General features: G+C 72.2%; 19 protein-coding genes. 9 read left to right on the top strand and 10 right to left on the bottom strand.

Annotated elements, in window-relative coordinates; genetic code table 11:
- Positions 1 to 35: 35 nt before the first annotated feature.
- A complete protein-coding gene (locus F4553_RS35210) occupies positions 36 to 425 on the top strand; it encodes a VOC family protein (RefSeq protein WP_184845231.1) in 390 nt (129 codons plus the stop codon).
- Here the strand turns inward: F4553_RS35210 and F4553_RS35205 are convergent.
- Complete coding sequence (locus F4553_RS35205; RefSeq protein ID WP_184845229.1) at positions 409 to 612, bottom strand: hypothetical protein; 204 nt, start codon at positions 610 to 612, stop codon at positions 409 to 411. The two genes, F4553_RS35210 and F4553_RS35205, sit on opposite strands and share 17 nt — an antisense overlap.
- 80 nt (positions 613 to 692) lie before the next feature.
- Between F4553_RS35205 and F4553_RS35200 the strand changes: the two genes are divergently transcribed.
- Both F4553_RS35200 and F4553_RS42670 read left to right on the top strand, forming a co-directional pair.
- Positions 693 to 1,022: an LPXTG cell wall anchor domain-containing protein gene (locus F4553_RS35200; protein ID WP_184845227.1), complete on the top strand. Its 330-nt coding sequence runs from the start codon at positions 693 to 695 to the stop codon at positions 1,020 to 1,022.
- 94 nt (positions 1,023 to 1,116) lie between these two features.
- A complete protein-coding gene (locus F4553_RS42670) occupies positions 1,117 to 2,913 on the top strand; it encodes a protein kinase domain-containing protein (protein ID WP_312875511.1) in 1,797 nt (598 codons plus the stop codon).
- 17 nt (positions 2,914 to 2,930) lie between these two features.
- Here the strand turns inward: F4553_RS42670 and F4553_RS35190 are convergent, their stop codons facing one another.
- From F4553_RS35190 to F4553_RS43065, 5 genes are all read right to left on the bottom strand, one after another.
- Entirely contained in the window at positions 2,931 to 4,556 is a 1,626-nt protein-coding gene (locus F4553_RS35190; protein ID WP_184845225.1) for a dipeptide ABC transporter ATP-binding protein, read from the bottom strand.
- Positions 4,553 to 6,226: an ABC transporter substrate-binding protein gene (locus F4553_RS35185; protein WP_184845223.1), complete on the bottom strand. Its 1,674-nt coding sequence runs from the start codon at positions 6,224 to 6,226 to the stop codon at positions 4,553 to 4,555. The genes F4553_RS35190 and F4553_RS35185 overlap by 4 nt, the downstream gene beginning before the upstream one ends.
- 13 nt (positions 6,227 to 6,239) lie before the next feature.
- On the bottom strand, positions 6,240 to 7,244 hold the full coding sequence (locus F4553_RS35180; RefSeq protein ID WP_184845221.1) for an ABC transporter permease: 1,005 nt from the start codon (positions 7,242 to 7,244) through the stop codon (positions 6,240 to 6,242).
- On the bottom strand, positions 7,241 to 8,140 hold the full coding sequence (locus tag F4553_RS35175) for an ABC transporter permease (RefSeq protein WP_312875510.1): 900 nt from the start codon (positions 8,138 to 8,140) through the stop codon (positions 7,241 to 7,243). Before F4553_RS35175 ends, F4553_RS35180 begins: the two co-directional genes overlap by 4 nt.
- 156 nt (positions 8,141 to 8,296) lie before the next feature.
- On the bottom strand, positions 8,297 to 8,809 hold the full coding sequence (locus F4553_RS43065; RefSeq protein WP_376776356.1) for an HAD domain-containing protein: 513 nt from the start codon (positions 8,807 to 8,809) through the stop codon (positions 8,297 to 8,299).
- Between the two features lie 128 nt (positions 8,810 to 8,937).
- Between F4553_RS43065 and F4553_RS35165 the strand changes: the two genes are divergently transcribed.
- The 3 genes from F4553_RS35165 to F4553_RS35155 are packed head-to-tail and all read left to right on the top strand — an operon-like array spanning position 8,938 to position 11,130.
- Entirely contained in the window at positions 8,938 to 9,333 is a 396-nt protein-coding gene (locus tag F4553_RS35165) for a DNA-binding protein (RefSeq protein WP_312875509.1), read from the top strand.
- 37 nt (positions 9,334 to 9,370) lie between these two features.
- On the top strand, positions 9,371 to 10,531 hold the full coding sequence (locus F4553_RS35160; protein WP_312875508.1) for a PEP/pyruvate-binding domain-containing protein: 1,161 nt from the start codon (positions 9,371 to 9,373) through the stop codon (positions 10,529 to 10,531).
- Positions 10,528 to 11,130 carry a transcriptional regulator gene (locus tag F4553_RS35155; RefSeq protein ID WP_184845213.1) on the top strand — a complete coding sequence of 201 codons (603 nt, stop codon included), beginning with the start codon at positions 10,528 to 10,530 and terminating at the stop codon, positions 11,128 to 11,130. The genes F4553_RS35160 and F4553_RS35155 overlap by 4 nt, the downstream gene beginning before the upstream one ends.
- A gap of 11 nt (positions 11,131 to 11,141) precedes the next feature.
- On the opposite strand, the gene F4553_RS35150 is transcribed toward F4553_RS35155, so the two are convergent.
- Together F4553_RS35150 and F4553_RS42090 are read right to left on the bottom strand one after the other, a co-directional pair.
- Complete coding sequence (locus tag F4553_RS35150) at positions 11,142 to 11,810, bottom strand: TOPRIM nucleotidyl transferase/hydrolase domain-containing protein (protein WP_184845211.1); 669 nt, start codon at positions 11,808 to 11,810, stop codon at positions 11,142 to 11,144.
- A gap of 137 nt (positions 11,811 to 11,947) precedes the next feature.
- Positions 11,948 to 12,079, bottom strand: coding sequence for a hypothetical protein (locus F4553_RS42090; protein WP_281395550.1), 132 nt, complete (start codon positions 12,077 to 12,079; stop codon positions 11,948 to 11,950).
- Between the two features lie 176 nt (positions 12,080 to 12,255).
- On the opposite strand from F4553_RS42090, the gene F4553_RS35145 reads away from it, so the two are divergent.
- From F4553_RS35145 to F4553_RS35135, 3 genes are all read left to right on the top strand, one after another.
- Positions 12,256 to 12,978 (top strand): VOC family protein, encoded by a 723-nt coding sequence (locus F4553_RS35145; protein WP_184845209.1) that lies wholly within the window; start codon positions 12,256 to 12,258, stop codon positions 12,976 to 12,978.
- 97 nt (positions 12,979 to 13,075) lie between these two features.
- Positions 13,076 to 17,185 carry a SpoIIE family protein phosphatase gene (locus tag F4553_RS35140; protein WP_184845207.1) on the top strand — a complete coding sequence of 1,370 codons (4,110 nt, stop codon included), beginning with the start codon at positions 13,076 to 13,078 and terminating at the stop codon, positions 17,183 to 17,185.
- Positions 17,182 to 17,484 (top strand): STAS domain-containing protein, encoded by a 303-nt coding sequence (locus F4553_RS35135; protein WP_184845205.1) that lies wholly within the window; start codon positions 17,182 to 17,184, stop codon positions 17,482 to 17,484. The genes F4553_RS35140 and F4553_RS35135 overlap by 4 nt, the downstream gene beginning before the upstream one ends.
- Positions 17,485 to 17,499: 15 nt before the next feature.
- Here the strand turns inward: F4553_RS35135 and F4553_RS35130 are convergent, their stop codons facing one another.
- Entirely contained in the window at positions 17,500 to 18,189 is a 690-nt protein-coding gene (locus tag F4553_RS35130; protein ID WP_184845203.1) for a response regulator, read from the bottom strand.
- On the bottom strand, positions 18,186 to 20,723 hold the full coding sequence (locus F4553_RS35125; RefSeq protein WP_184845201.1) for a sensor histidine kinase: 2,538 nt from the start codon (positions 20,721 to 20,723) through the stop codon (positions 18,186 to 18,188). Before F4553_RS35125 ends, F4553_RS35130 begins: the two co-directional genes overlap by 4 nt.
- Positions 20,724 to 20,740: the final 17 nt, after the last annotated feature.

The following is a 20,740-nucleotide window of genomic DNA, read 5'->3' as shown; positions in this document are numbered from 1 at the left end:
GAGCGGCAGCGCCGGCGGCACGCAGAGGAGCCATCATGATCATCAACGTGTGCAGTGTCTGGGTCGACGATCAGGCCAAGGCGCTGCGCTTCTACACCGAGGTCCTCGGCTTCGTGAAGAAGACCGATGTGCCCCTCGGCGACGGTCACAGCTGGCTGACCGTCGTGTCGCCCGCGCATCCGGACGGGGTCGAGCTGCTGCTGGAGCCCGATGCGCACCCGGCCTCCAAGCAGTTCAAGGCGGCGATCGTGGCCGACGGGATCCCGTTCACCTCCTTCGCCGTCGCCGACGTGCAGCAGGAGTACGACCGGATGACCGCGCTGGGCGTGGTGTTCACCCGGCCGCCCACCGTCATGGGCCCGGTCACCACGGCCGTCTTCGACGACACCTGCGGCAACCTGATCCAGATCACCCACATGAACTAGGAGGCGGCGGGGCGTACGCCTCGTGGAGGAAGTCGGATGCGTTGGTGGCGAGCCCGCCGCCGACGACGGTGACGCCGTCCGGTCCGTGCCCGGCGAGGGCGCCGGCGCCGACCGCTCGGCCCGCGAAGGCGGTGGTGACGATGCCGCCGACCCCGAACGCGGGGTCCAGAGTGCCCGGTCCGGGCACCGCCGCCGCGGATCGCGGGTGGGCGGCGGCGGCGGTCGCGGGTAGGGCGCCGAGCAGTCCGAGCAGGGCGCACGTGCCGGTTGGCCGATCCGGGGTGCACGGGCGCGGAGCAGCAGCTCGCCAATACCGGCGGGAAGTTCGACTCGATGATCACCATGGTGGGGATCCTGCTCTTCATCGCCACCGCGTTCGTCCTCGCGGCCGCGTTCCGGCGCGCACCGGGATGGCGGTCCTGGACCTGGGGTGCCCGTGGCGTCGGCATCGGATTCGCGCTCCTGCTGGTCGGCTTGATCGCGGCCGAGGACGCCGGGCTGGGCGGGCTGCTGGAACGGCTGCTCGCCGCGTCCGGCGCCGCCGCGATCGCCGTGTTCGCCCTGCGTATAGCCCGGCATCGTCCGGAACCCGGGTGACAGCCCGACACCCGCCCGGAAGATCACCGTCCAGCGGCTAACCTACTCCCCGTTGGGAACGACTCGGTGGATCCGGCCCGCGAAGGTGGTCACATTGGTCCGTGCGGGAACGGTGCTGGCTGAGCGGTACCGGCTGGAGCAGCGCGTCGGCAGCGGCGGCATGGGTGAGGTGTGGCGCGCCGTCGATCTGGTGCTGGGCCGCACCGTCGCGGTCAAATGCCTGCTCGGCGGGCTGCCCGACGAACCGGTCTTCGTCGACCGGTTCCGGGCCGAGGCGCGCATCATGGCCACGATCAGCCACCCCGGTGTCGTCGAGGTGCACGACTTCGGCGCCGACCCGGCGGTCGGCGTCTACCTGGTGATGAAGTACATCGAGGGCGAGTCGCTGGCACAGACCCTGGCCCGGGTCGGGCGGCTGAGCCCCGAGGCGACGATGCGGCTCGTCGCCTCGGCCGCCGAGGCGCTGCACGCGGCCCACGAGAAGGGCGTGACGCACCGCGATGTCAAGCCCGGCAATCTGCTGCTGCGCCCGGACGGCGGTGTGCTCGTCACCGACTTCGGCATCGCCCGATCGGCCGGCGCGTCGGCGCAGACCGCGACCGGATCGCTCGTCGGCACCGCCGGGTACATCGCGCCGGAGCGGGCGCTGGGCCGGCCGGCCACCCCCGCATCGGATGTCTACGCGCTCGGCATCGTGGCCTATCGCTGCCTCGCCGGCCGGCTGCCGTTCGCCGGGGACAGCGTGGTGGAGATCGCGATGCGGCACGTCCACGACGAACCGCCACCGCTGCCGCCGGACGTGCCTGCCGGCGTCCGGGCGATCGTGGAGCGGGCGATGGCGAAGGACCCGGCGATGCGCTGGCCCTCCGGCGCCGTCCTCGCCGACCAGGCCCGGCGGGCGCTGGCGCAGGGCCCGCACCAGCACCAGCACCGGCCCGCAGCGGCGGTGATTCCGCCCGAGGTGGCTTCGGCCACCACCCGGCCCCAGGCCGTGGTGCCGGTGCCGCCGCCGGGCTCGATGCCGGTGCCGACCCGCAGCCAGCCCGCTCGCGACCGGCACCGGGGCGGGCGGCTGCTCGCGGTCGTGGGCGCCGGTCTGGCCGTCGCGGCCGTCGCAGCCGTCGGCATCCTCCTCAACCTCCCCGCCGACGCGCAACCGCAGAGCCTCGCGGCGAGCCCGGGCGCCGGCACCCCGAGCCCGGCCGGAGCGGGCGGCGCCGTGATTCCGGTGGCGAGTGTCGGTGCGACGAATCCGGCGGCGAGCCCCAGCCCGGCGGGCGCCCTGCCGAGCTCCGCCGCCACCACCAGCCCGAAGGCGAGCGCACCGACCACGGCGCTCGCGGCACCGGGAAACCTCACGGCGACGCCGATCAGCGCCGGTACGATCCGCCTGCGCTGGAAGGACAGGTCGGTCGGCGAGAGCGGATTCACCGTCATCGACGGCAGCACGTCGCGGGATGTCGGCCCCGACACGACCACCTATGACTGGACCGGCCTGGCACCGTCGAGCTACTCGTGTTTCAAGGTCCGCGCCTTCAACTCGTCCGGCGTCTCGGCCTACTACCCGGCGGCGCAGGAGACATGGGTCTGCGCGATCAGCCTCTCCGGTGCGGGACCGGCGGCGCCGGGCAACCTGACGGCGACGGCGATCGGCACGAGCACGATCCGTCTGCAGTGGAGCGACAACTCCTCCGACGAGGACGGGTTCACCATCACCAACGGCAACACGTCGAGGAACACCGGCGCCGGCACCACGGCGTACGCCTGGGACGGGCTCGCCCCCGGCACGTACATGTGCTTCAAGGTCCGCGCCTTCCACTCCACCGGCGTCTCGGCCTACGAGCCAGCCGCGCAGAGCACCTGGGTCTGCGCGACCACACCGACCGCATAGTCCGCCATCGTCGGCGCTCAGGATCGGGGCGGGACCTCCTGCCTGCCCCGGCGGCGCTGGCGCAGCGGGTCGGGGACGGGCGCGGCGGCGAGAAGCCGGCGGGTGTAAGGCTCCCGGGGGTCGAGCAGGACCTGCTCCGCCGAGCCCTGCTCGACGATGCGGCCCTGGTGCATCACCGCCACCCGGCTCGCCAGCTGGCTCACCACGGCGAGGTCGTGGCTGATGAACAGGCACGCGAATCCGAGCCTCCCCTGCAGCTCGCGCAGCAGGTCGAGGATGCGCGCCTGCACGGAGACATCGAGCGCGCTGGTCGGCTCGTCGGCGATGAGCAGGGCCGGGTCGAGGGCGATGGCACGGGCTATCGCCGCGCGCTGGCGCTGTCCGCCCGACATCTGGTGCGGATGGCGGGCGGCGAACGCCGGATCCATCCCCACCGAGGCGAGCAGGTCCGCCACCTTCGCCCGCCGCGCCGCCGCCGACATGGTGGTGTGCAGGTAGAGCGGTTCGGCGACGCTGGTCCCGACGGTCCACTGGGGATTCAGCGAGGAGGCCGGATCCTGGAAGACGATGCCGGTCCGGGCCCGCAGCCGCCGCAGCGCCCGCCGAGGGCCGGCCACCGGCGTACCGGCGAGGTGGATCTGTCCTTCGGCGAGCGGCACCAGGCCGACGATCGCGCGGCCGAGGGTGGATTTGCCGGAGCCGGACTCGCCGACCAGGCCGACGATCTCACCATCCTGAATGGAGAGTGTCGCCTGCCGGACCGCCCGCACCTGGTGCCGCCCGGCGTAGTCCACGGTGACCCCGCGGACCGACACCGCCGCGACGGGCTCCGGATCGACCGGCGGCGCGGGGTGGGAGCGCGGGGCGATCCGGGGGACGGCGCCCAGCAGCGCCCTGGTGTAGTCGTGGCGGGGCGCGGCGAACAGGTCGCCCACCTCGGCGATCTCGACGACCTCGCCGTCGCGCAGCACCACCGCGTCGTCGGCGAGGTCGGCCACGACACCCATGTCGTGGGTGATGAGCAGGATCGCCGTGCTGGTCCGCTCCCGCAGTCCGTGCAGCAGCTCGAGGATCCCGGCCTGCACCGTGACGTCGAGCGCGGTCGTCGGCTCGTCGAGGATCAGCAGCGCCGGATCGTTGCTGATCGCCATGGCGATCGCCGCGCGCTGCAGCTGCCCTCCGGAGAGTTCGTGCGGGTATGCGGCGGCGGCCCGGGCGGTGTCGCGGATGCCCACGGTGTCGAGCAGTTCCCGGGCCCGGCTCAGGGCCTCGCGCCGGCCCGCCGACCCGTGGACCCGGATGGCCTCGGCGAGCTGCCATCCGATGCGGTACATCGGGTTGAAGGTGCTCATGGGCTCCTGGAAGACCGTGCCGATGGCGCCGCCGCGGATCTGGCGCAGCCGCCGCAGGGAGGCCGACAGCAGCTCCTCGCCGTCGAGCCGGATGCTGCCGGAGACGGTCGCCGTGCCGGGCAGCAGCCCGAGCGCGGCGAGCGCCGTCACGCTCTTGCCGGAGCCCGACTCGCCGACGACGGCCAGGACCCGTCCGCGGTCCAGCGTGAAGCCGGCACCGCGGACGGCCTGGTGCGGCCGCCCACCCACGTCGAACGAGATGGACAGATCTGTGACCGCGAAGAGGCTCATACCTGGTTCAGCGAGACCTTCAGGTAGTTGGGGTAGGCGGGGAACGCGGCGATGAAGAAGTTGGCCACATTGGACCCGTGCAGGAAGGAGTTGCGGGAGTAGATGAGCGGCACGACCGGCGAGTCCGCCTGGATCAGCTTGTCGGCGTCGACCCACAGGGCCTGCGCCCGGGTCTGGTCGATCTCGGCACTCGCCTGCTCGATGAGCTTGTCGACCGCGGCGTTGGAGTAGCGGGAGAGGTTGAACCCGCCGCCGCCGATCTCGCTCGAGGCGAACAGCGGCTGGATGTTGGCGTTGGCGCTCGGGAAGTCCGGCTGCCAGCTCGTCAGCGCGAGGTCGTAGTCGCCGAGGTCGTCGGTGACGTGGCTGAACCAGGTGTCGGAGTCCTCCGGCTTGATCGTGACGGTGACGCCGATGCGCGTGAGCCCCTGCTGGATGGCCTGCGCCTTGGTCAGACGCACCGGGTCGTTCGTCACGAGCAGGGTCAGCGACAGCGCGGTGACGCCGGCCGCCGCGAGCAGCTGCTTCGCCTTGTCCACGTCACCGGACGCACCGGCCGGGTAGGGGTCGTAGTCCTGCCGGCCCGGAATGCCGGGGGTGATGAGGGTCGTCGCCGGCCCGCCGCCGATCTCCCCGCCCGCGGCGATCTGGTATGCCTTCTTGTCGACGGCGTAGCGGATGGCCTGGCGTACCCTGACGTCGGCGAGCGCCGGGCGCCTGGTGTTGAGCGCCAGGAACTCCAGGGCACCCGCCTCCGAGGTGACGAGCCGCTTCCTGGCGTCGGGCTGGGACTGGATCTGCGCGAGCTGGGCGGGCGGCACGAAGCTCGACCCGAAGGCGTTCCTGTCGTCGCCGGTGCTGGCGATCAACCGCTGCGCGACGACCGAGGTGTCCTGGCCGAGCTGGATGACGATGTTCTCCGGCCCGCCCGTGCGGACGGGGTCGGTGGCGGCGTCCCAGTAGCTGTTGCGCTTGAGCTTCAGCGCCGTGCCCTGCTGGTAGGACTCCACCTGGTAGGGGCCGGAGGCGGCGGGGTTCTGGCCGTATTTCTGGACGTCCTCCTTCGCCTTGGGCACGGGGGCGAACGCCGGGGTGGAGACGACCCACGGCCAGTCGCCGAAGGGCTTGTCCAGCCTGAAGACGATGGTACGAGCGTCCGGGGCCTCGATGGAGGCGAGCGCGCCGCCGCCGAACGGGCCCTTGTAGGCGGCCCCGCCGGTGAGGAGCGTCTTGTGGTAGCCCAGGCCGCCGGAGAGCTCCGGTGCGAAGGAGCGCTCCACGCCGTACTTCACGTCGGCGGCGGTGATCGCGGTCCCGTCGGCGTACTTCAGGCCCTCGCGCAGGGTGTATGTCCAGGTCCGGCCGCCGTCGGTCGGCTTGCCCGCGTCCGTCGCGAGGTCCGGGACGACGGCGGCGGTCTTGCCCGGCTGGATGTCCCAGCTGGTCAGCCGCCGGTGCACCAGGCCGAGGGTGGTGATGGCGAGGCTCTGGCTCTTGGCCGGGTCGAGGTTGACCGTGGTCGACGAGCTCAGGATGGTGAGTGTGCCGCCCTTGACGGTCGTGGACCCTCCCGGCGGCTGCTGCTCGGGCGCCGCGTTGGCGTTGCAGGCGGTCAGCCCCAGCAGCACCGTGAGGGCGAGGGCACCGGAAAGGCTGTGGCGTCTCCTCATGCGTGGTCTCCTTTCACTGGCCGGTCTCGGTGGAGATCCGGGGGTCAAGCGCGCTGTAGACGAGGTCCACGGCGACGTTCGCGGCGATGATGAGGAATGCGGAGAAGAGGGTCACGCCGACCAGCAGCGGCAGGTCGACGTTGCCGACCGCGTCGATGAGCAGGGCGCCGAGGCCCTGCATGCTGAAGACCCGCTCGGTGATGACCGCGCCGCCGAGCAGACCGCCGAGATCAAGACCGAAGACCGTGACGACGGGTACGAGCACGTTGCGCAACGCGTGCCGCAGGACCACTCGCCGTTCGGACAGCCCTTTGGCGCGCGCCGTCCGGATGTAGTCCTCGCCGAGGGCCTCCAGCATCTGCCCGCGCGTGAGCCGGGCGTAGACGGCCGCGGAGAGCAGGGCCAGCACCGTCCACGGCAGCACGAGGTGCCACAGCCACTGCACCGGATCCTCGGCCAGCGGGACATAGCCGCCCACCGGCACCATGTCGAGGGTGAATCCGAAGAGGAAGATGCCGAGCAGCCCGGCGAGGTAGGTGGGTGCGGAGACCCCGGCGACCGACAGCGTCATCGCCGCCCGGTCGGCCGCCTCACCGCGCCGGACCGCGGACACGACCCCGGCGCCGACGCCGATGATCAGCCACAGCACGGCCGCGCCGATCGCGATCGAGAAGGTCACCCCGGCCCGCTCGGCGATGAGCTCGGTGACCGGGGCGTCGAGCTGGAAGGAGTAGCCGAAGCAGGGCGCCGCGCACCGCACCACGGCTCCGGCCGAGCCGAACTCGCGCCCGACGACGATGCCCGACAGGAAGTCGAGGTACTGCTGCCAGACCGGCACGTCGTAGCCCATGAAGGCGCGCGCGTCGGCGAGCCGTTCGGGGGTGCACGGGCGGCCGCAGGAGAGCTGTGCCGGGTCCGTCGGCAGCAGGTAGAAGACGGCGAAGGTCAGCATGCTGACGGCGAGCAGCACGAGCAGCGTGGACGCGAGGCGCCCGGCCGCTATCCGCAGGATCCTCATCGGCGCGCCCCCAGCGGTCTCCTGGCGCGACCCGCGCCCAGTCGGGGGTCGAGGATGTCGCGCAGGCCGTCGCCGAGCAGGTTGAAGCCGAGGGTGGCGAGGAAGAGCGCGGTTCCGGGCACGGCGAGGTACATCGGATCGGTCTGCACCCAGTCGATCGCGTTGCTGATCAGGGCTCCCCAGTCGGGGGTGGGCGGGGGCAGCCCGACTCCGAGGAAGGACAGGGCGGCCTGCACCCCGATCATCCCGGGGATCATGATCGTGCTGTAGACGATGATGGTGCTGGTCAGGTTGGGCAGGATCTGGCGGGTCAGCACGTGCCACGGCCCGGCCCCCATCGACACCGACGCCACGACGAAGGTGCGGTGCCGGAGCGAGAGGGTCTGCGCGCGGACGACCCGGGCGATGCCGGGCCAGCCGAAGAGCCCGATGACCCCGATGACGAGCAGCTGCCGCGGCACGCTCGCCGGGGCGATGGCGCCGAGCGCGATCATGAAGATCAGGGCGGGAAAGCCGAAGAGGACGTCGATCACCCGGCTGATGACGCGATCGGTCCAGCCGCCGAAGTAGCCCGCGGTGGTCCCGACGCCCACGCCGATCACGACCGCGACCGCCGTGGCGCTGACCCCGATCAGCAGCGATGTCCGCGCGCCGTGGACCGCGATGGCGAACAGGTCGCGCCCGGTCAGCGGCTCCACCCCGAGCCAGTGATCGGCGCCGATGCCGCCGCCCCAGCCGACCGGCATGCCCGAGGTGTCGAGGGCGTCGAGGTCATAGGTGTATGGGTCGTGGCCGCCGAGCGCGGCCAGCCACGGTGCGAGCCCGGCCGCGGTCAGAAAGGCCAGGACCGTGGCCGCACCGGCGGACGCCCACCGGTCGCGCAGGAGCCGTCTCACCAGATCGCTAAACAAGATCTTCCCCGGTACGGCCGGCGCGGGCCTCGCGGAGGGAGCCGATGGTCGACAGGTGGCAACACCCATTCAGCTATCGATATGCATTAGCACTATGGTCGACAGGGATCCTAACTCCACTAATCCCATCGATTCAATAGGCTATTGACCACGACCGATCACTTGTTCGAGTTCGGCGAGGTGGCGCGGGGTCATCCCGTATTCGCCGGTGGGCGCGATGGCGAACGCATCGAGGTGTCGGCGGCGTAGCTCCCGGACGCAGAACTCGGCTCGGCTGCCGGCGGGGTGGTGTCGATCAGGCTCCGCGTCGAGGGCGAGATCGTCGTCGACCCAGGCGACGCGGGTGATGTCGGCGTTGTCGGCCAGCCACGCGGTCAGGGCGGCCCACTTGGGCCACCGCCGACCCGTCGCGCCGCCGACCCCGTCCAGGTCGATCTGCTCCCAGTCCCGGCCGGGGAACGGCGACCGCAGGGCGCGGCGGGTCTCGGGCGGCCACGTCGTGAGCCAGACCGGGGTGACGTGGGGCCGGGCACCGAGGTCGGCGAGCGCGGCGCAGAGCGAGGGCGCGACGAGGACCGGGTGCAGCGCGACGCCGACCTCGACCAGCGGGCCGAACGGACTGAAGCCGGACTGCGGACACAGGGTGCCGTCGATGTCGAGGACGAGAGCGGTCTGGATCGGATCCTCCCCGGAAGCGCGCGGACATCGGGGAGGCTAGCCCGGAACCCCGCCTTCTTCAACACATTGTTGACAACACTCTGTTGAGGAGGCAGGCTGCGATGGTGGACAGAGCATCAGCGGATCAGGCGGCGGGCGACGCCGAGCGCGAGGCCCGCAACTGGCTGATGGCCCGGGGCGGCGAGGACCTGCCGCGCCTTCCCTGGCTGATGGCGGGCCAGCCGCACGACGCGATCACCCTGATCCGCCAGGCGCTGTGGCGCGCCGACAACGAGAGGACGTCGCTGGACGTACCCCCGGATCTCTATGCGGCGCTCGCGCTGCTCTCCGCGGGCCGCAGCGAGGTCGACCAGCTGGAGGCGGGCCTGCTCTTCGTCGCCCGCGCGGAGGGCCTGACCTGGGGGCAGATCGCCGATGCGCTGGGCCTGCGGACCGCCCAGGCCGCGCAGCAGCGCTATGAGCGCGTCTCGGCCCGGCTCGCCACCGGTCCGCAAGCGTGACCATGCCAGACCGCGGTGGCCGACGCCGGGAGGCTGCGTGAGCATCGTCGCACTGATCGACGCCGACGAAGGCTGCGGCAACAAGGCGGCCGGGCTCGGCGTCCTGCTGCGCGCCGGCCTGCCGGTGCCGGACGGGTTCGTCGTCACCGACCCGGACGCCGACCCCGGTTCGATCGCCGCGCACCTCGACCGCCTCGGCGGTGCGGCGTTCGCCGTCCGGTCGTCCAGCCGGGCGGAGGACTCGGCCGAGGCGTCGTTCGCCGGGCAGCTGGAGACGGTCCTCGGTGTCGCGGCGCTCGCGGACGTGCTCGCCGCGGTCCGCCGGTGTGCCGCCTCGACGCGGACGCCGCGGACCCGCGGCTACCGCGAGCAGCTGGGCCTGGGCGACGCCGAGGCGAGCACGCCCGTGATCGTGCAGGACCTCGTCGACGCCGACCGCGCCGGGGTGCTTTTCACCCGGGACCCGCGGACCGGCGACGACGCGATCGTGATCAACGCGTCCTGGGGGCTGGGCGAATCGGTGGTCTCCGGCGCCGTCACGCCGGACGAAGTGGTCGTGCCCCGGTCCGGGCCGCTCCGCGTGGGCATCGGCACCAAGCGCACCCGCCTGGACCGCGGCGAGCACGGGCTGGTCCGATCGCCCGTCGCCGTCGCCGACCGGACTCGCCGGTGCCTGTCCCCGGCCGACATCGAGCACCTCGCCGGGCTGGGCCGGCGGTGTGAGGAACTCTTCGGCCGGCCGCAGGACGTCGAGTGGGCGGCACGCGGGAGTCGCCTCTGGATCGTGCAGTCGCGCCCGATCACGGTCCTGCCCGCCGAACCCGCCCGCGCCGGACCGGCCGATCCGGCGGCCGTGCTGCTCACCGGCACCGCCAGCAGCCCCGGTCGCGCCACCGGACCGGTTCGCGTCGTGTGTGGCGTCGATGACTTCCCTCGCGTGCGGCGCGGCGACGTGCTGGTGTGCCACACCACCGACCCGGCCTGGACCCCGCTGTTCCGGGTCGCGGCGGCCGTCGTCACCGAGAGCGGCGGCGTCCTGTCCCACGCGGCGATCGTCGCCCGCGAGTACGCCATCCCCGCCGTCGTCGGTGCGCGGGAAGCCGCGAGCCGGCTGCGCGACGGCGAACCCGTCACGGTCGACGGCACCCTCGGCACCGTCGAGGCCGCACCCGCCGAGCGGGAAGGACGCTCCCCATGACCCACCCGTCCACCGCGGAACTCCTCGTGCTGCACGCCGTACGCGTCAAGGGCTTCACCGACACCGCCGCCGTCGCCCGCCGGTTCGACCTCGACCCGGCGATGACCCACGAGGAGCTCCTCGACGCCCAGGCGCGCGGCTGGGTCACCCGGTCGGCCTTCGCCGACCTGGAGGGATGGTCACTGACCGAAGCCGGACGCCGTCGCAACGAGACCCAGCTGCGGGAGGAGCTCGACACCGCGGGCGCCCGCGCCGACATCAGCGCCGCCCATGAGGAGTTCCTGCCGCTCAACACCCGCGCGGTGCGGCTGTTCACCGCCTGGCAGCTCGCCCCGGGCACGGCACCCCTCGGCGGCGGCACGGACCGGGCGGAGCTGCACCGGCGGTTGGCCGCCATCGCCCGCGAGCTCGAACACCTCGAACGGCGGCTCACCGCCCGGCTCCTCCGTTTCACCGGGTACCACGACCGCTTCGCCCGCGCGCTCGCCCGCGCGGCGGCGGATCCGATCTGGATCACCAACGTCGAGGTCGACTCGGGCCACGGCGTCTGGTTCGAACTGCACGAGGACCTCACCGCCACCCTCGGCATCCCGCGCTAGCGCCTGGGTGGTCAGACGGAATCGTCGAGCAGGGCGGCGAGCGGCGCGGGCAGGGCACCCCGGCTCATCGCCGCCTCGGTGAGCAGCCGGGCATAGCGCAGGCTACGGCGCGACCCGCTGCGCAGGAACCGCCACATCTGCCGCTCCGGGTCCTGACCGCGCCAGGCGGGCTGGCTCTGCAGCGAGCGGAACGACTTCAGGTCGCCCTGCGAGTCGAAGAGGGCTTCGGCCGCGGTGGCGCCCACGGCACGGATCAGCTCCTCCTCGAGGTCGTCGACGCAGACGTGGAACCCGAGGCGCTCCATGTCGGCGCGGGTGCCGGGCGAGCCGATCCGGGCGGCGACGAGTGCCCGCCGGAAGATCTCCTCCTCGCGTACGTCGCACAGGCCGGAGAGGCGGACCTGCGCGGCGAGCGGGCCGAGGTCGGTCAGGAAGCGGCCGATCGCGTGGGCGCCGCCGATCGGCACGATCACGATGCGCTCCGCCTCCAGATCCCGGCCGCGGCCGACCGCCGCGGTCTCCACTGCGATCTGGTCGCTGAGCCCCTCGACCAGGACCAGGGCCACCGCGTCGTCGACCTTCGCCAGGGCGCCCGCCAGCGCCCGGGTCGTGGCGTCGGGGCCGCTGTCGTAGCCGTCGAGCGCCCGGCGGGCGAGCTCACGGCGTCGGTCGAGATCCATGGTGGGTTCCGTCCGCTGGTCCGGCGGCCATCACCGCCATCATCGTCGAGCCGACCAGCCGCGACAACCGGTTAACGGTGATCTCCCGGCCGGACGCGGGAGCGGTCGACGCGGCGGCCGGCCGATCCCGCTCCCGCCTACGGCTCGCAGGTCGGGCAGGTGGCGGAGATCGGGTACAGCGCGAATGCGGGGACGGCGGTCGTGGCGAGCAGGCCGCCGACGGCGAGCGCCACGCAGACCGTGCCGCGGAGCAGAACCTTCTTGATCATCATGACCTTCTCTCGGTGGGGATCAGGCGTGGAATCCGCACGCCTGCCCTCCCGGCGTTCCACCCCGTTCCATCCGGTTCCACCACGGGCCGGATATTCGGCTGCGGGTGGCCCGGACTCGCCCTAGGCTTCCGCTCGAGGGTTGAACACGGCGATGAGTCAGGGGTGACAGCGCGATGGCCAGTCAACTGTTCGCGGTCAGCTTCGACGCGATCGATCCGCCCCTGGTGGCGCGGTTCTGGTCGGGGCTGCTGGGCTGGCAGGTGGCCGACGACGCACCCGACGGGGTCGAGCTCCTGCCCGCCGATGACACCGGGTTCCGGATCCGGTTCCACCCCACCCGGGAGCAGAAGGCCGCCCAGAACCGGATGCACTTCGATCTGACGAGCTCCTCGCTCGCGGAGCAGCAGCGGACGGTGGCGAGAGCGCTCGAGCTCGGCGGCCGCCACATCGATGTCGGCCAGCTCCCGGACGAGGAGCACGTGGTGCTCGCCGACCCGGAGGGCAACGAGTTCTGCGTCATCGAGCCGGGCAACAACTTCCTCGCCGACTGCGGCTTCATCGGAGCGCTGGCCTGCGACGGTTCGCAGGAGGTCGGCTACTTCTGGAGCGAGGCACTGGGCTGGCCGCTCGTCTGGGACCAGGACCAGGAGACCGCGATCCGCTCGCCGCACGGCGGCCCGAAGATCACCTGGGGCGGTCCCCCGCTGGACCAGAGGGTCGGCACGGACCGGCTGCGCTTCGGCCTCGCTCCGGCCGCCCCCGGCGATCAGCAGGCCGAGGTCGACCGCCTGCTCGCCCTCGGCGCGACGCGGATCGGCACCGGTCACGACGAGGCCGGCCGGGTGGCGATGGCCGACCCCGACGGCAACGAGTTCTCCGTGCTGACACCGCGGTAACGCGAAGCGCTGCCCGCGCCTGGCGAGGTCCCCGCACAGATGGCAGGCTAGGAGGCATGAAGGCGGCTTCCCTGTGTCAGCTTCCGGTGAGGGCTTGATGGACGACGTGTTCGCCGCGGATCCCGATGTCGCCCTGGACCTGCGCGCGGTCGACTGGGCCGCGACACCGCTGGGCCCGGTGCGTGATTGGCCGCAGAGCCTGCAGACCGCGGTGAGCATCCTGCTGTCGTCGAAGTTCCCCATGTGGATGGCGTGGGGACCGCAGCTCACCTTCTTCTGCAATGCCGCATACCGGCGCGACACCCTCGGCCACAAGTACCCGTGGGCCCTCGGCCGCCCGGCCAACCAGGTCTGGGCCGAGATCTGGGACGACATCGGCCCCCGCATCGACACCGTGCTCGCCACGGGGCAGGCGACCTGGGACGAGGCGCTGCTGCTGTTCCTCGAGCGGTCCGGCTACCAGGAGGAGACCTACCACACGTTCTCCTACAGCCCGCTGCGGGACGAATCCGGCGTCGCCGTCGGCATGCTCTGCGTCGTCAGCGAGGACACCACCCGGGTGGTCAGCGAACGGCGCATGGCCACCCTGCGGGATCTGGGGTCGGACCCCAGCGTCGTGCGGACCGAGGAGGAGACGCTGGCGTTCGCCAGCCGGCAGCTCGACCGCAATCAGCGCGATCTGCCGTTCACCCTCACCTACCTGATCCGCGACAGAACAGCACTGTTGGCGGGCACGACGGGGATCCAGCTCGGGCACGCCGTGGCCGTCTCACCGATCCCGCTGGACGGTCCCGATCCGATCTGGCCCGCCACCCTGACCGGGACCGAGCCGCACCTGGTGGATCTGGCCCAGCCCCGCTACGCCGGCATCCCGTCCGGAATCTGGCCGCTGCCGCCGACGCAGGCGGTGCTGATCCCGCTGCTGCGCCAGGGCGGCGCCCCCTACGGCTTCCTCGTCGCCGGGCTCAATCGCTACCGCCCCTTCGACGACGGCTACCGGTCCTTCGTCGAGCTGGTGGCCGGGCATGTCGCCACCGGGATCGCCAGCGCCCGCAGCTACCAGGCCCAGCAGCGGCGGGCCGAGGAGCTCGCCGAGCTCGACCGGGCCAAGACCGTGTTCTTCTCCAACATCAGCCACGAGTTCCGCACGCCGCTGACCCTCATCATGGGTCCGATCGACGACCTGCGCCGCCGCTCGGGCACCGACCCGGCGGTGCAGGAGGAGCTCGACGTCATCCACCGCAACGGCCTGCGGCTCGGCAAGCTCGTCAACAGCCTGTTGGACTTCTCGCGCCTGGAAGCCGGCCGGATGCAGGCCAGCTACGAGCCCGTCGACCTCGCCGCCGTCACCGCCGAACTGGCCAGCGTCTTCCGCTCCGCCGTGGAGAAGGCCGGCCTGCGGTTCACCGTCGACTGCCCGCCACTGGACCAGCCCGTCTACATCGACCGCGGCATGTGGGAAAAGGTCATCCTCAACCTGCTCAGCAACGCCCTGAAATTCACCTTCGAGGGCTCGGTCGGCGTCAGCGTCAGCCGCGACCACGAGTACGCGATCGTCAGCGTGACCGATACCGGCATCGGCATCGCCGCCGATCAGATGCCCCGGCTCTTCGAACGGTTCCACCGCGTCGAGAACGCGCGCTCCCGATCCAACGAGGGCAGCGGCATCGGCCTGGCCCTGGTGCAGGAGCTGGTCGGCCTGCACGGCGGGACCATCACCGCGCACAGCGCCGAGGGCGAGGGCACCCGCTTCACCATCAGCGTTCCCTTCGGCCACAGCCATCTGCCCGCCCGGGCCATCGTCGCCGCCACGAGCTCCGCGGCGCTGTCGGCCGCGGCCGAGCCCTATGTCCAGGAGGCCCTGCGCTGGGTGCCCGATGAGTCCTCGGACACCCTGGTCGGCGCTTCCGACCAGGGTATGCCGGCTTTCGGCCCGGGCCTGTCCAGGCCGGCGACCGTGCTCGTCGCCGACGACAACGCGGACATGCGGGCCTACCTCGCCCGGCTGCTGTCGGGTGCCGGTTATCGGGTCCGCACCGTCGACGACGGCCGGCACGCACTCGACGCGGCTCGTGCCAAGGCGCCCGACCTGATCATCAGCGATGTCATGATGCCCCGCCTGGACGGCCTGCAGCTGCTCATCGCGCTGCGGGCCGATCCCCGCACCGAGGCGATCCCGGTCATGCTGCTGTCGGCACGAGCGGGTCAGGAGGCCTCCATCGAGGGCCTGCAGGCGGGTGCCGACGATTACCTCGTCAAGCCCTTCTCGGCGGCCGAACTCCTCGCCCGGGTGCGGGCGAGCGTGCAGCTGGCGCGGACCCGGAACCACCATGCCCGCTGGCGGACAGCACTGATCAACTCCCTGCAGGAGGCGTTCTTCGTCTGCGACGAGACCGGCGCGGTCATCGAGATCAACACGGCGTTCACCGAGATCCTCGGCTTCGGCCCGGAAGGGCTGCCCTACCAGCCGACGCACCCGTGGTGGCCCGACCCCGGCACGGACGAGGCCGCCTACCGAGAGGTCGCCGCCGCGTTCGACACGCTCCTCCAGAACGCGCAGGGCACCTACACGATCCCGGTCACCCACAGCGCCGGCCACCGGGTGTGGGTGAACGCGTCCTTCAACAGGGCGCAGGACCCCGACAGCGGCCGGACCGTCACCGTCGGCACGTTCCGCGACGTGACGGCCGAGCACTACGCCATTCAGCGCGACACCGCGATGGCCGCCCTGAACCTGCGCCTGTCCCAGGCGCCGGACCTCGCCCAGGCCGTGACCGGGGCGCTCACCGAGCTTCAGCACCTCTGGCACGCCGGTGAGACGCTGGGCGTCGTCTTCCGTCCCGGCGCCGCACCGGCCCTGAGCTCGGCGCGCGGCGAGCCCGTCTCCTGGGAGCAGTTGCCGGAGGGCCATCGCACCGCCATCGCCGACCTGCGCGACGGGCCCAACCTCACCGCGGCGGTGGCGGGCGGCGACGGGGCGGGCATCCGGCTGGAGCACCCGCACGGCGTCATGGTGCTCTGGCTCGACCTGGCCGCCGGCCGCCGCTTCACCGAGCACGACCGGCTGCTGCTGTCGCTGCTGGCCGGGAGCCTCGCCCAGGGGCTCACCCGCGTCCACCAGATCGATCAGCAGCGCGAGACCGCCCTGGCCCTGCAGCGCGCCATTCTCGGGCCGTCGGAGTTGCCGCACGGTTTCGCCGTCCGCTACGAGCCGGCCGCCTCGCCCCTGGAGATCGGCGGCGACTGGTATGACACCATCGCCCTCCCGGACGGCCGCATCGGCATCGTCGTCGGCGACTGCGTCGGCCGGGGCCTGGCCGCCGCAGCCGTCATGGGCCAGCTGCGCAGTGCCTGCCGCGCGCTGCTGTTGCAGGATCCCAGCCCGGCCCGCACCCTGATGACGATGGACCACTTCGCCGCCGCGATTCCGGGCGCCAGGTGCACCACCGTCTTCTGCGGCGTGCTCGACCTGGAGACCGGTCAGCTCACCTACGCCAGCGCCGGGCACCCGCCGGGCATCATCGCCCACCGCGACGGCAAGACCGACATCCTCAGCGAGGGCCGTTCCCTGCCGCTCGCCGTGCGCCTCGGCGCCTCCCGCGGCCAGGCCGAGCACACCATGCCCGCGCGGGCGACGATGATGCTCTACACCGACGGCCTCGTGGAACGCCGCCGCGGCTCCATGGGCGAGGGCATCGACAACGCCACCAACACGTTGCACCAGGGCCGCGACATCGACATCGAGCAGCTCGCGGCGCACGTCATGGACAGTCTCGCTCCCTCCGGCGGGTTCGACGACGACGTCGCCTTCCTGCTCTACCGCCAGCCCGGGCCGTTGCAGATGACGTTTCCGGCCGAGGCCGGCCAGCTCGCCCCGGTCCGCAACGCGCTGCGCGACTGGCTGCACCGCTGCGCCCTGCCGTCCAAGGTGGCCCACGGCATCCTCATCGCCGCCGGTGAGGCCTGCGCCAACGCCATCGAGCACGGACACCGGGGCAACCCGGGCGAGCCGATCAGATTGCGCGCCGAGGCGTACGCCGACGGGCTGCGCCTCACCATCGCCGACACCGGCAGGTGGAAGAGCCCGACGGTCAACACCGACCGCGGGCGGGGCGTCGGCCTGATGCGCGCCATCATGCAGCACGTCAACATCGACTCCAGCAGCACCGGCACGACCGTCGACATGTATACGAGGATCGCCGAATGACCACACCCCTGACCATCAGCTCGGCACAGAAGGCCGACGGCACCACGTCCCTGACCGTGCGCGGGGAGATCGACATGAGCAACACCGCCGATCTCGCCGAGGCGATCAGCAGCGCACCGGGCCACGTGCTGCTGGACTTCGCCGAGGTGGACTACCTCGACAGCGCGGGCCTGGCGGTCCTGTTCGCCAACGCCGACCGCATCGAACTCGTCGCCAACAGCATGCTCGGTCCGGTGCTGGAGATCTCCGGTCTGACGGAGCTCGTCACCGTTCGCGAAGTGCCGTCCGCCCACTCCTGAGGCCGCCCGGGTGGGTCAGGTCGGCGTGGCGAGGAAGCGGTAGCCCATCCCGGGCTCCGTCAACAGCTGCCGCGGGTGGGCCGGGTCGCTCTCGAGCTTGCGGCGCAGCTGGGCCATGTACTGGCGCAGGTAGTTGGTCTCGGAGCCGTACTGCGGTCCCCACACCTCGTGCAGCAGGTGGCGCTGGCTCACCAGCGTGCCGGGGTTGCGCAGCAGGACGCCGAGCAGGTGCCACTCGGTCTTGGTGAGCTTCACCTCCTCGCCGTCGGCGGACCGCACGATGTGGTTGTTGATGTCGACGGTGTTGCCGCCGATGGTGACGACCGCCCCGACCGACTCGGCCGGGGCGCGGCGGCGGGTGACGGCCCGGATCCGGGCGAGCAGCTCGTTGATCTCGAAGGGCTTGGTGACGTAGTCGTCCGCGCCCGCGTCGAGGGCCTTGACCTTGTCGTCGCTGCCGATCCGGCCGGACAGCACGATGATCGGCACCTGGCTCCAGCCGCGAACACCCGCGATGACGTCGACGCCGTGCAGGTCCGGCAAACCGAGGTCCAGGACGATGAGGTCGGGGCGGAAGTCCGCGGCGGCGCGCAACGCGGTGGCGCCGTCGGGAGCCTCGGCGGTGTCGTACCCCCGGGCTTTGAGGTTGATCCGCAGCGCGCGCAGGATCTGCGGCTCGTCATCGACGATGAGGATCTTGATCATTGGCGCTCGCTCTCCACTGCGGGCAGGGACAACACCATGGTCAGGCCGCCTCCGGGGGTCGCCTCGGGCCGCAGCGAGCCGGCCATCGCCTCGGTGAGGCCGCGGGCGAGCGCCAGCCCGAGCCCCACACCGGTGGCGTTGGTGTAGTCGCCGAGCCGCTGGAACGGCAGGAAGACCTGGTCCCACTCGGTCTCTGGAATGCCGGGCCCGTAATCGATGATGCGCAGCTCCACCAGCCCGCCGTGCTCGCTGGCGGTGAGCAGCGGCGGCCGGTCCGGCGGGCTGTACCGCAGCGCGTTGCCGACGACGTTGGCGAGGACGCGCTCCAGCAGGCCCGGGTCGGCGCTGACCGCGGCGAGGTCGACCGGGATCCGCAGCCGGACCGCCCGTCCCGGCTCGCCGAGCTCGTCGAGGGCCCAGGGCACGATCTCCTCCAGCCCGACCGCCTGCAGCGAGACGCCGAGCACGCCGGCCTGCAACCGGCTCATGTCGAGCAGGTTGATGACGAGGCGGTGCAGCCGCTCCAGCGATTCGTCCGCGGTCGCCAGCAGCTCCCGCCGGTCCTCGTCGCTCCAGCTCACGTCGGTGCTGCGCAGGCTCGTCACCGCGGCGATGGCAGAAGCCAGGGGGGTACGCAGGTCGTGGCTGACCGCGTTGAGCAGCGCCGTCCGCATCCGGTCGGCCTCGGCGACGGGGACGGCGGCGGCGACCTGGACGGTGAGCCGTTCCTGCCGCAGCGCGATCGCGGCCTGGGCGGCGAACGCCTCCAGCACCCTGCGGTCGGCGGCGGCCAGCGGATGTCCGCGCAGGACCATCGTGAGGGTGTCGTCGACGGGCACGTCGACGTCACCGTCCCCGGGCGAGCGGCTGGGCTCGGTGCCGACGGAGGCCGCGACCGTCCAGGCGCCCGGATCCTGGCGGCGGTCCGGGCTGCGCTGCGCATCCGGCACGGCTTCGAGCAGGGTGACCGAGACGAGGCCGAACGTCTCCCGCAACCGCTCCAGCAGCGCGGTCAGCGGGCGGTCGCCGCGCAGCACGCTCCCGGCGACGGCGGCGAGGGTCTGCGCCTCGGCCCGGGCGCCGGCCGCCTGCCGGGTCCGCCGGGCCGCCTGATCGACGGTGGCGCTGACCGAGATCGCCACGACGAGGAAGACCAGCAGGGCGAGCAGGTTCTCCCGTTCGGCGATGGTCCACATCCGCAGCGGCGGGATGAAGAAGTAGTTGAGCAGGACGAATCCGCCGACCGCGGTGAAGAGTGCGGGCCACATCCCGCCGATGAGCGCGACCGCCACGACCGCGGCGAGGAAGAAGAGGATGTCGGTCGCGAGGGCGAGCTCGCCGCCGAGCGACAGCAGCAGTGTGAGCAGCGGCAGTCCGACGATCGCGGTGATCCACCCGGCGATGCGGCGGCTGCGCGACAGGGCGCTGCGGCCGACCGTGAAGCGCCACCGGAGGTTGGCCTCGTGGTGGGTGACGAGATGCACGTCGATCGTGCCGGACTCGGCGGTGGTGGTGACGCCCACGCCCCGGGAGAAGAGCTGCGCGAGGCGGCCGCGTCGGCTGGCGCCGAGGACGAGCTGGGTGGCGTTGACGCCCCGGGCGAAGTCGAGCAGCGCCGTGGGTACGTCGTCGCCGATGACCTGGTGGTACGTGCCGCCGAGGCTCTCCACCAGGATGCGCTGGCGGGCCAGCAGGGCCGGGTCGGCGCCGGTGAGCCCGTCGTTGCGGGCGACGTGCACGGCCAGCAGGTCCGCCGACCGCGCCCGGTCGGCGATGCGGGCGGCCCGGCGCAGCAGCGTCTCGCCCTCGGGGCCGCCGGTGAGGGCGACGACCACGCGTTCGCGCGCTTCCCAGGTGGCGTTGATGTCATGGGCGGTGCGGTACCGGTCGAGCTGCTCGTCGACCTTGTCCGCGAGCCAGATGAGGGCGAGTTCGCGCAGGGCGGTGAGGTTGCCGACCCGGAAGTAGTTGCCGAGCGCGGCGTCGACCTTCTCCGGCCGATAGACGTTGCCGTGGGCCATCCGGCGGCGCAGGGCCTCGGGCGTCATGTCGACGAGCTCGACCTGCTCGGCCCGGCGCACCACCTCGTCGGGCACGGTCTCCCGCTGCGGTACGCCGGTGATCTGCTCGACGACGTCGTTGAGCGACTCGAGGTGCTGGATGTTGAGTGTGGACAGGACGTGGATGCCCGCCTCGAGGAGCTCCTGGACATCCTGCCAGCGTTTGGCGTTGCGGCAGCCCGGCACGTTGGTGTGCGCGAGCTCGTCGACGAGGACCACCTCGGGGCGGCGGGCCAGGATCGCGTCGATGTCCATCTCGGTGAAGGTGGACCCCCTGTACTCCATCGTGCGGCGGGGCACCAGCTCCAGGTCGCCGATCATGCCCGTGGTGTGCCGGCGCCCGTGGGTCTCGACGAAGCCGATGACCACGTCGGTGCCGCGTTCGGCACGGCGCTGCGCCTCCTCGAGCATGGCGTAGGTCTTGCCCACTCCGGGTGCGGCTCCCAGGTAGATCCGCAACTGCCCGCTGCTCATAGCTGCTCATTCTCCTC

The sequence above is a fragment of the Allocatelliglobosispora scoriae genome, from assembly GCF_014204945.1.
GTDB classification, from domain to species: Bacteria; Actinomycetota; Actinomycetes; order Mycobacteriales; family Micromonosporaceae; genus Allocatelliglobosispora; species Allocatelliglobosispora scoriae.
Note: the sequence above shows the minus strand (reverse complement) of the source record. Positions and strands in the feature narration are given on the sequence as shown.

What these genes read in the sequence shown, in the direction of transcription:
- F4553_RS35210 (WP_184845231.1), top strand. Translation starts at nt 36, where the DNA reads ATGATCATCAACGTGTGCAGTGTCTGGGTCGACGATCAGGCCAAGGCG.
- F4553_RS35190 (WP_184845225.1), bottom strand. Translation starts at nt 4,556, where the DNA reads ATGAGCCTCTTCGCGGTCACAGATCTGTCCATCTCGTTCGACGTGGGT.
- F4553_RS35185 (WP_184845223.1), bottom strand. Translation starts at nt 6,226, where the DNA reads ATGAGGAGACGCCACAGCCTTTCCGGTGCCCTCGCCCTCACGGTGCTG.
- F4553_RS35180 (WP_184845221.1), bottom strand. Translation starts at nt 7,244, where the DNA reads ATGAGGATCCTGCGGATAGCGGCCGGGCGCCTCGCGTCCACGCTGCTC.
- F4553_RS35155 (WP_184845213.1), top strand. Translation starts at nt 10,528, where the DNA reads ATGACCCACCCGTCCACCGCGGAACTCCTCGTGCTGCACGCCGTACGC.
- F4553_RS35150 (WP_184845211.1), bottom strand. Translation starts at nt 11,810, where the DNA reads ATGGATCTCGACCGACGCCGTGAGCTCGCCCGCCGGGCGCTCGACGGC.
- F4553_RS42090 (WP_281395550.1), bottom strand. Translation starts at nt 12,079, where the DNA reads ATGATCAAGAAGGTTCTGCTCCGCGGCACGGTCTGCGTGGCGCTCGCC.
- F4553_RS35145 (WP_184845209.1), top strand. Translation starts at nt 12,256, where the DNA reads ATGGCCAGTCAACTGTTCGCGGTCAGCTTCGACGCGATCGATCCGCCC.
- F4553_RS35140 (WP_184845207.1), top strand. Translation starts at nt 13,076, where the DNA reads ATGGACGACGTGTTCGCCGCGGATCCCGATGTCGCCCTGGACCTGCGC.
- F4553_RS35135 (WP_184845205.1), top strand. Translation starts at nt 17,182, where the DNA reads ATGACCACACCCCTGACCATCAGCTCGGCACAGAAGGCCGACGGCACC.
- F4553_RS35130 (WP_184845203.1), bottom strand. Translation starts at nt 18,189, where the DNA reads ATGATCAAGATCCTCATCGTCGATGACGAGCCGCAGATCCTGCGCGCG.
- F4553_RS35125 (WP_184845201.1), bottom strand. Translation starts at nt 20,723, where the DNA reads ATGAGCAGCGGGCAGTTGCGGATCTACCTGGGAGCCGCACCCGGAGTG.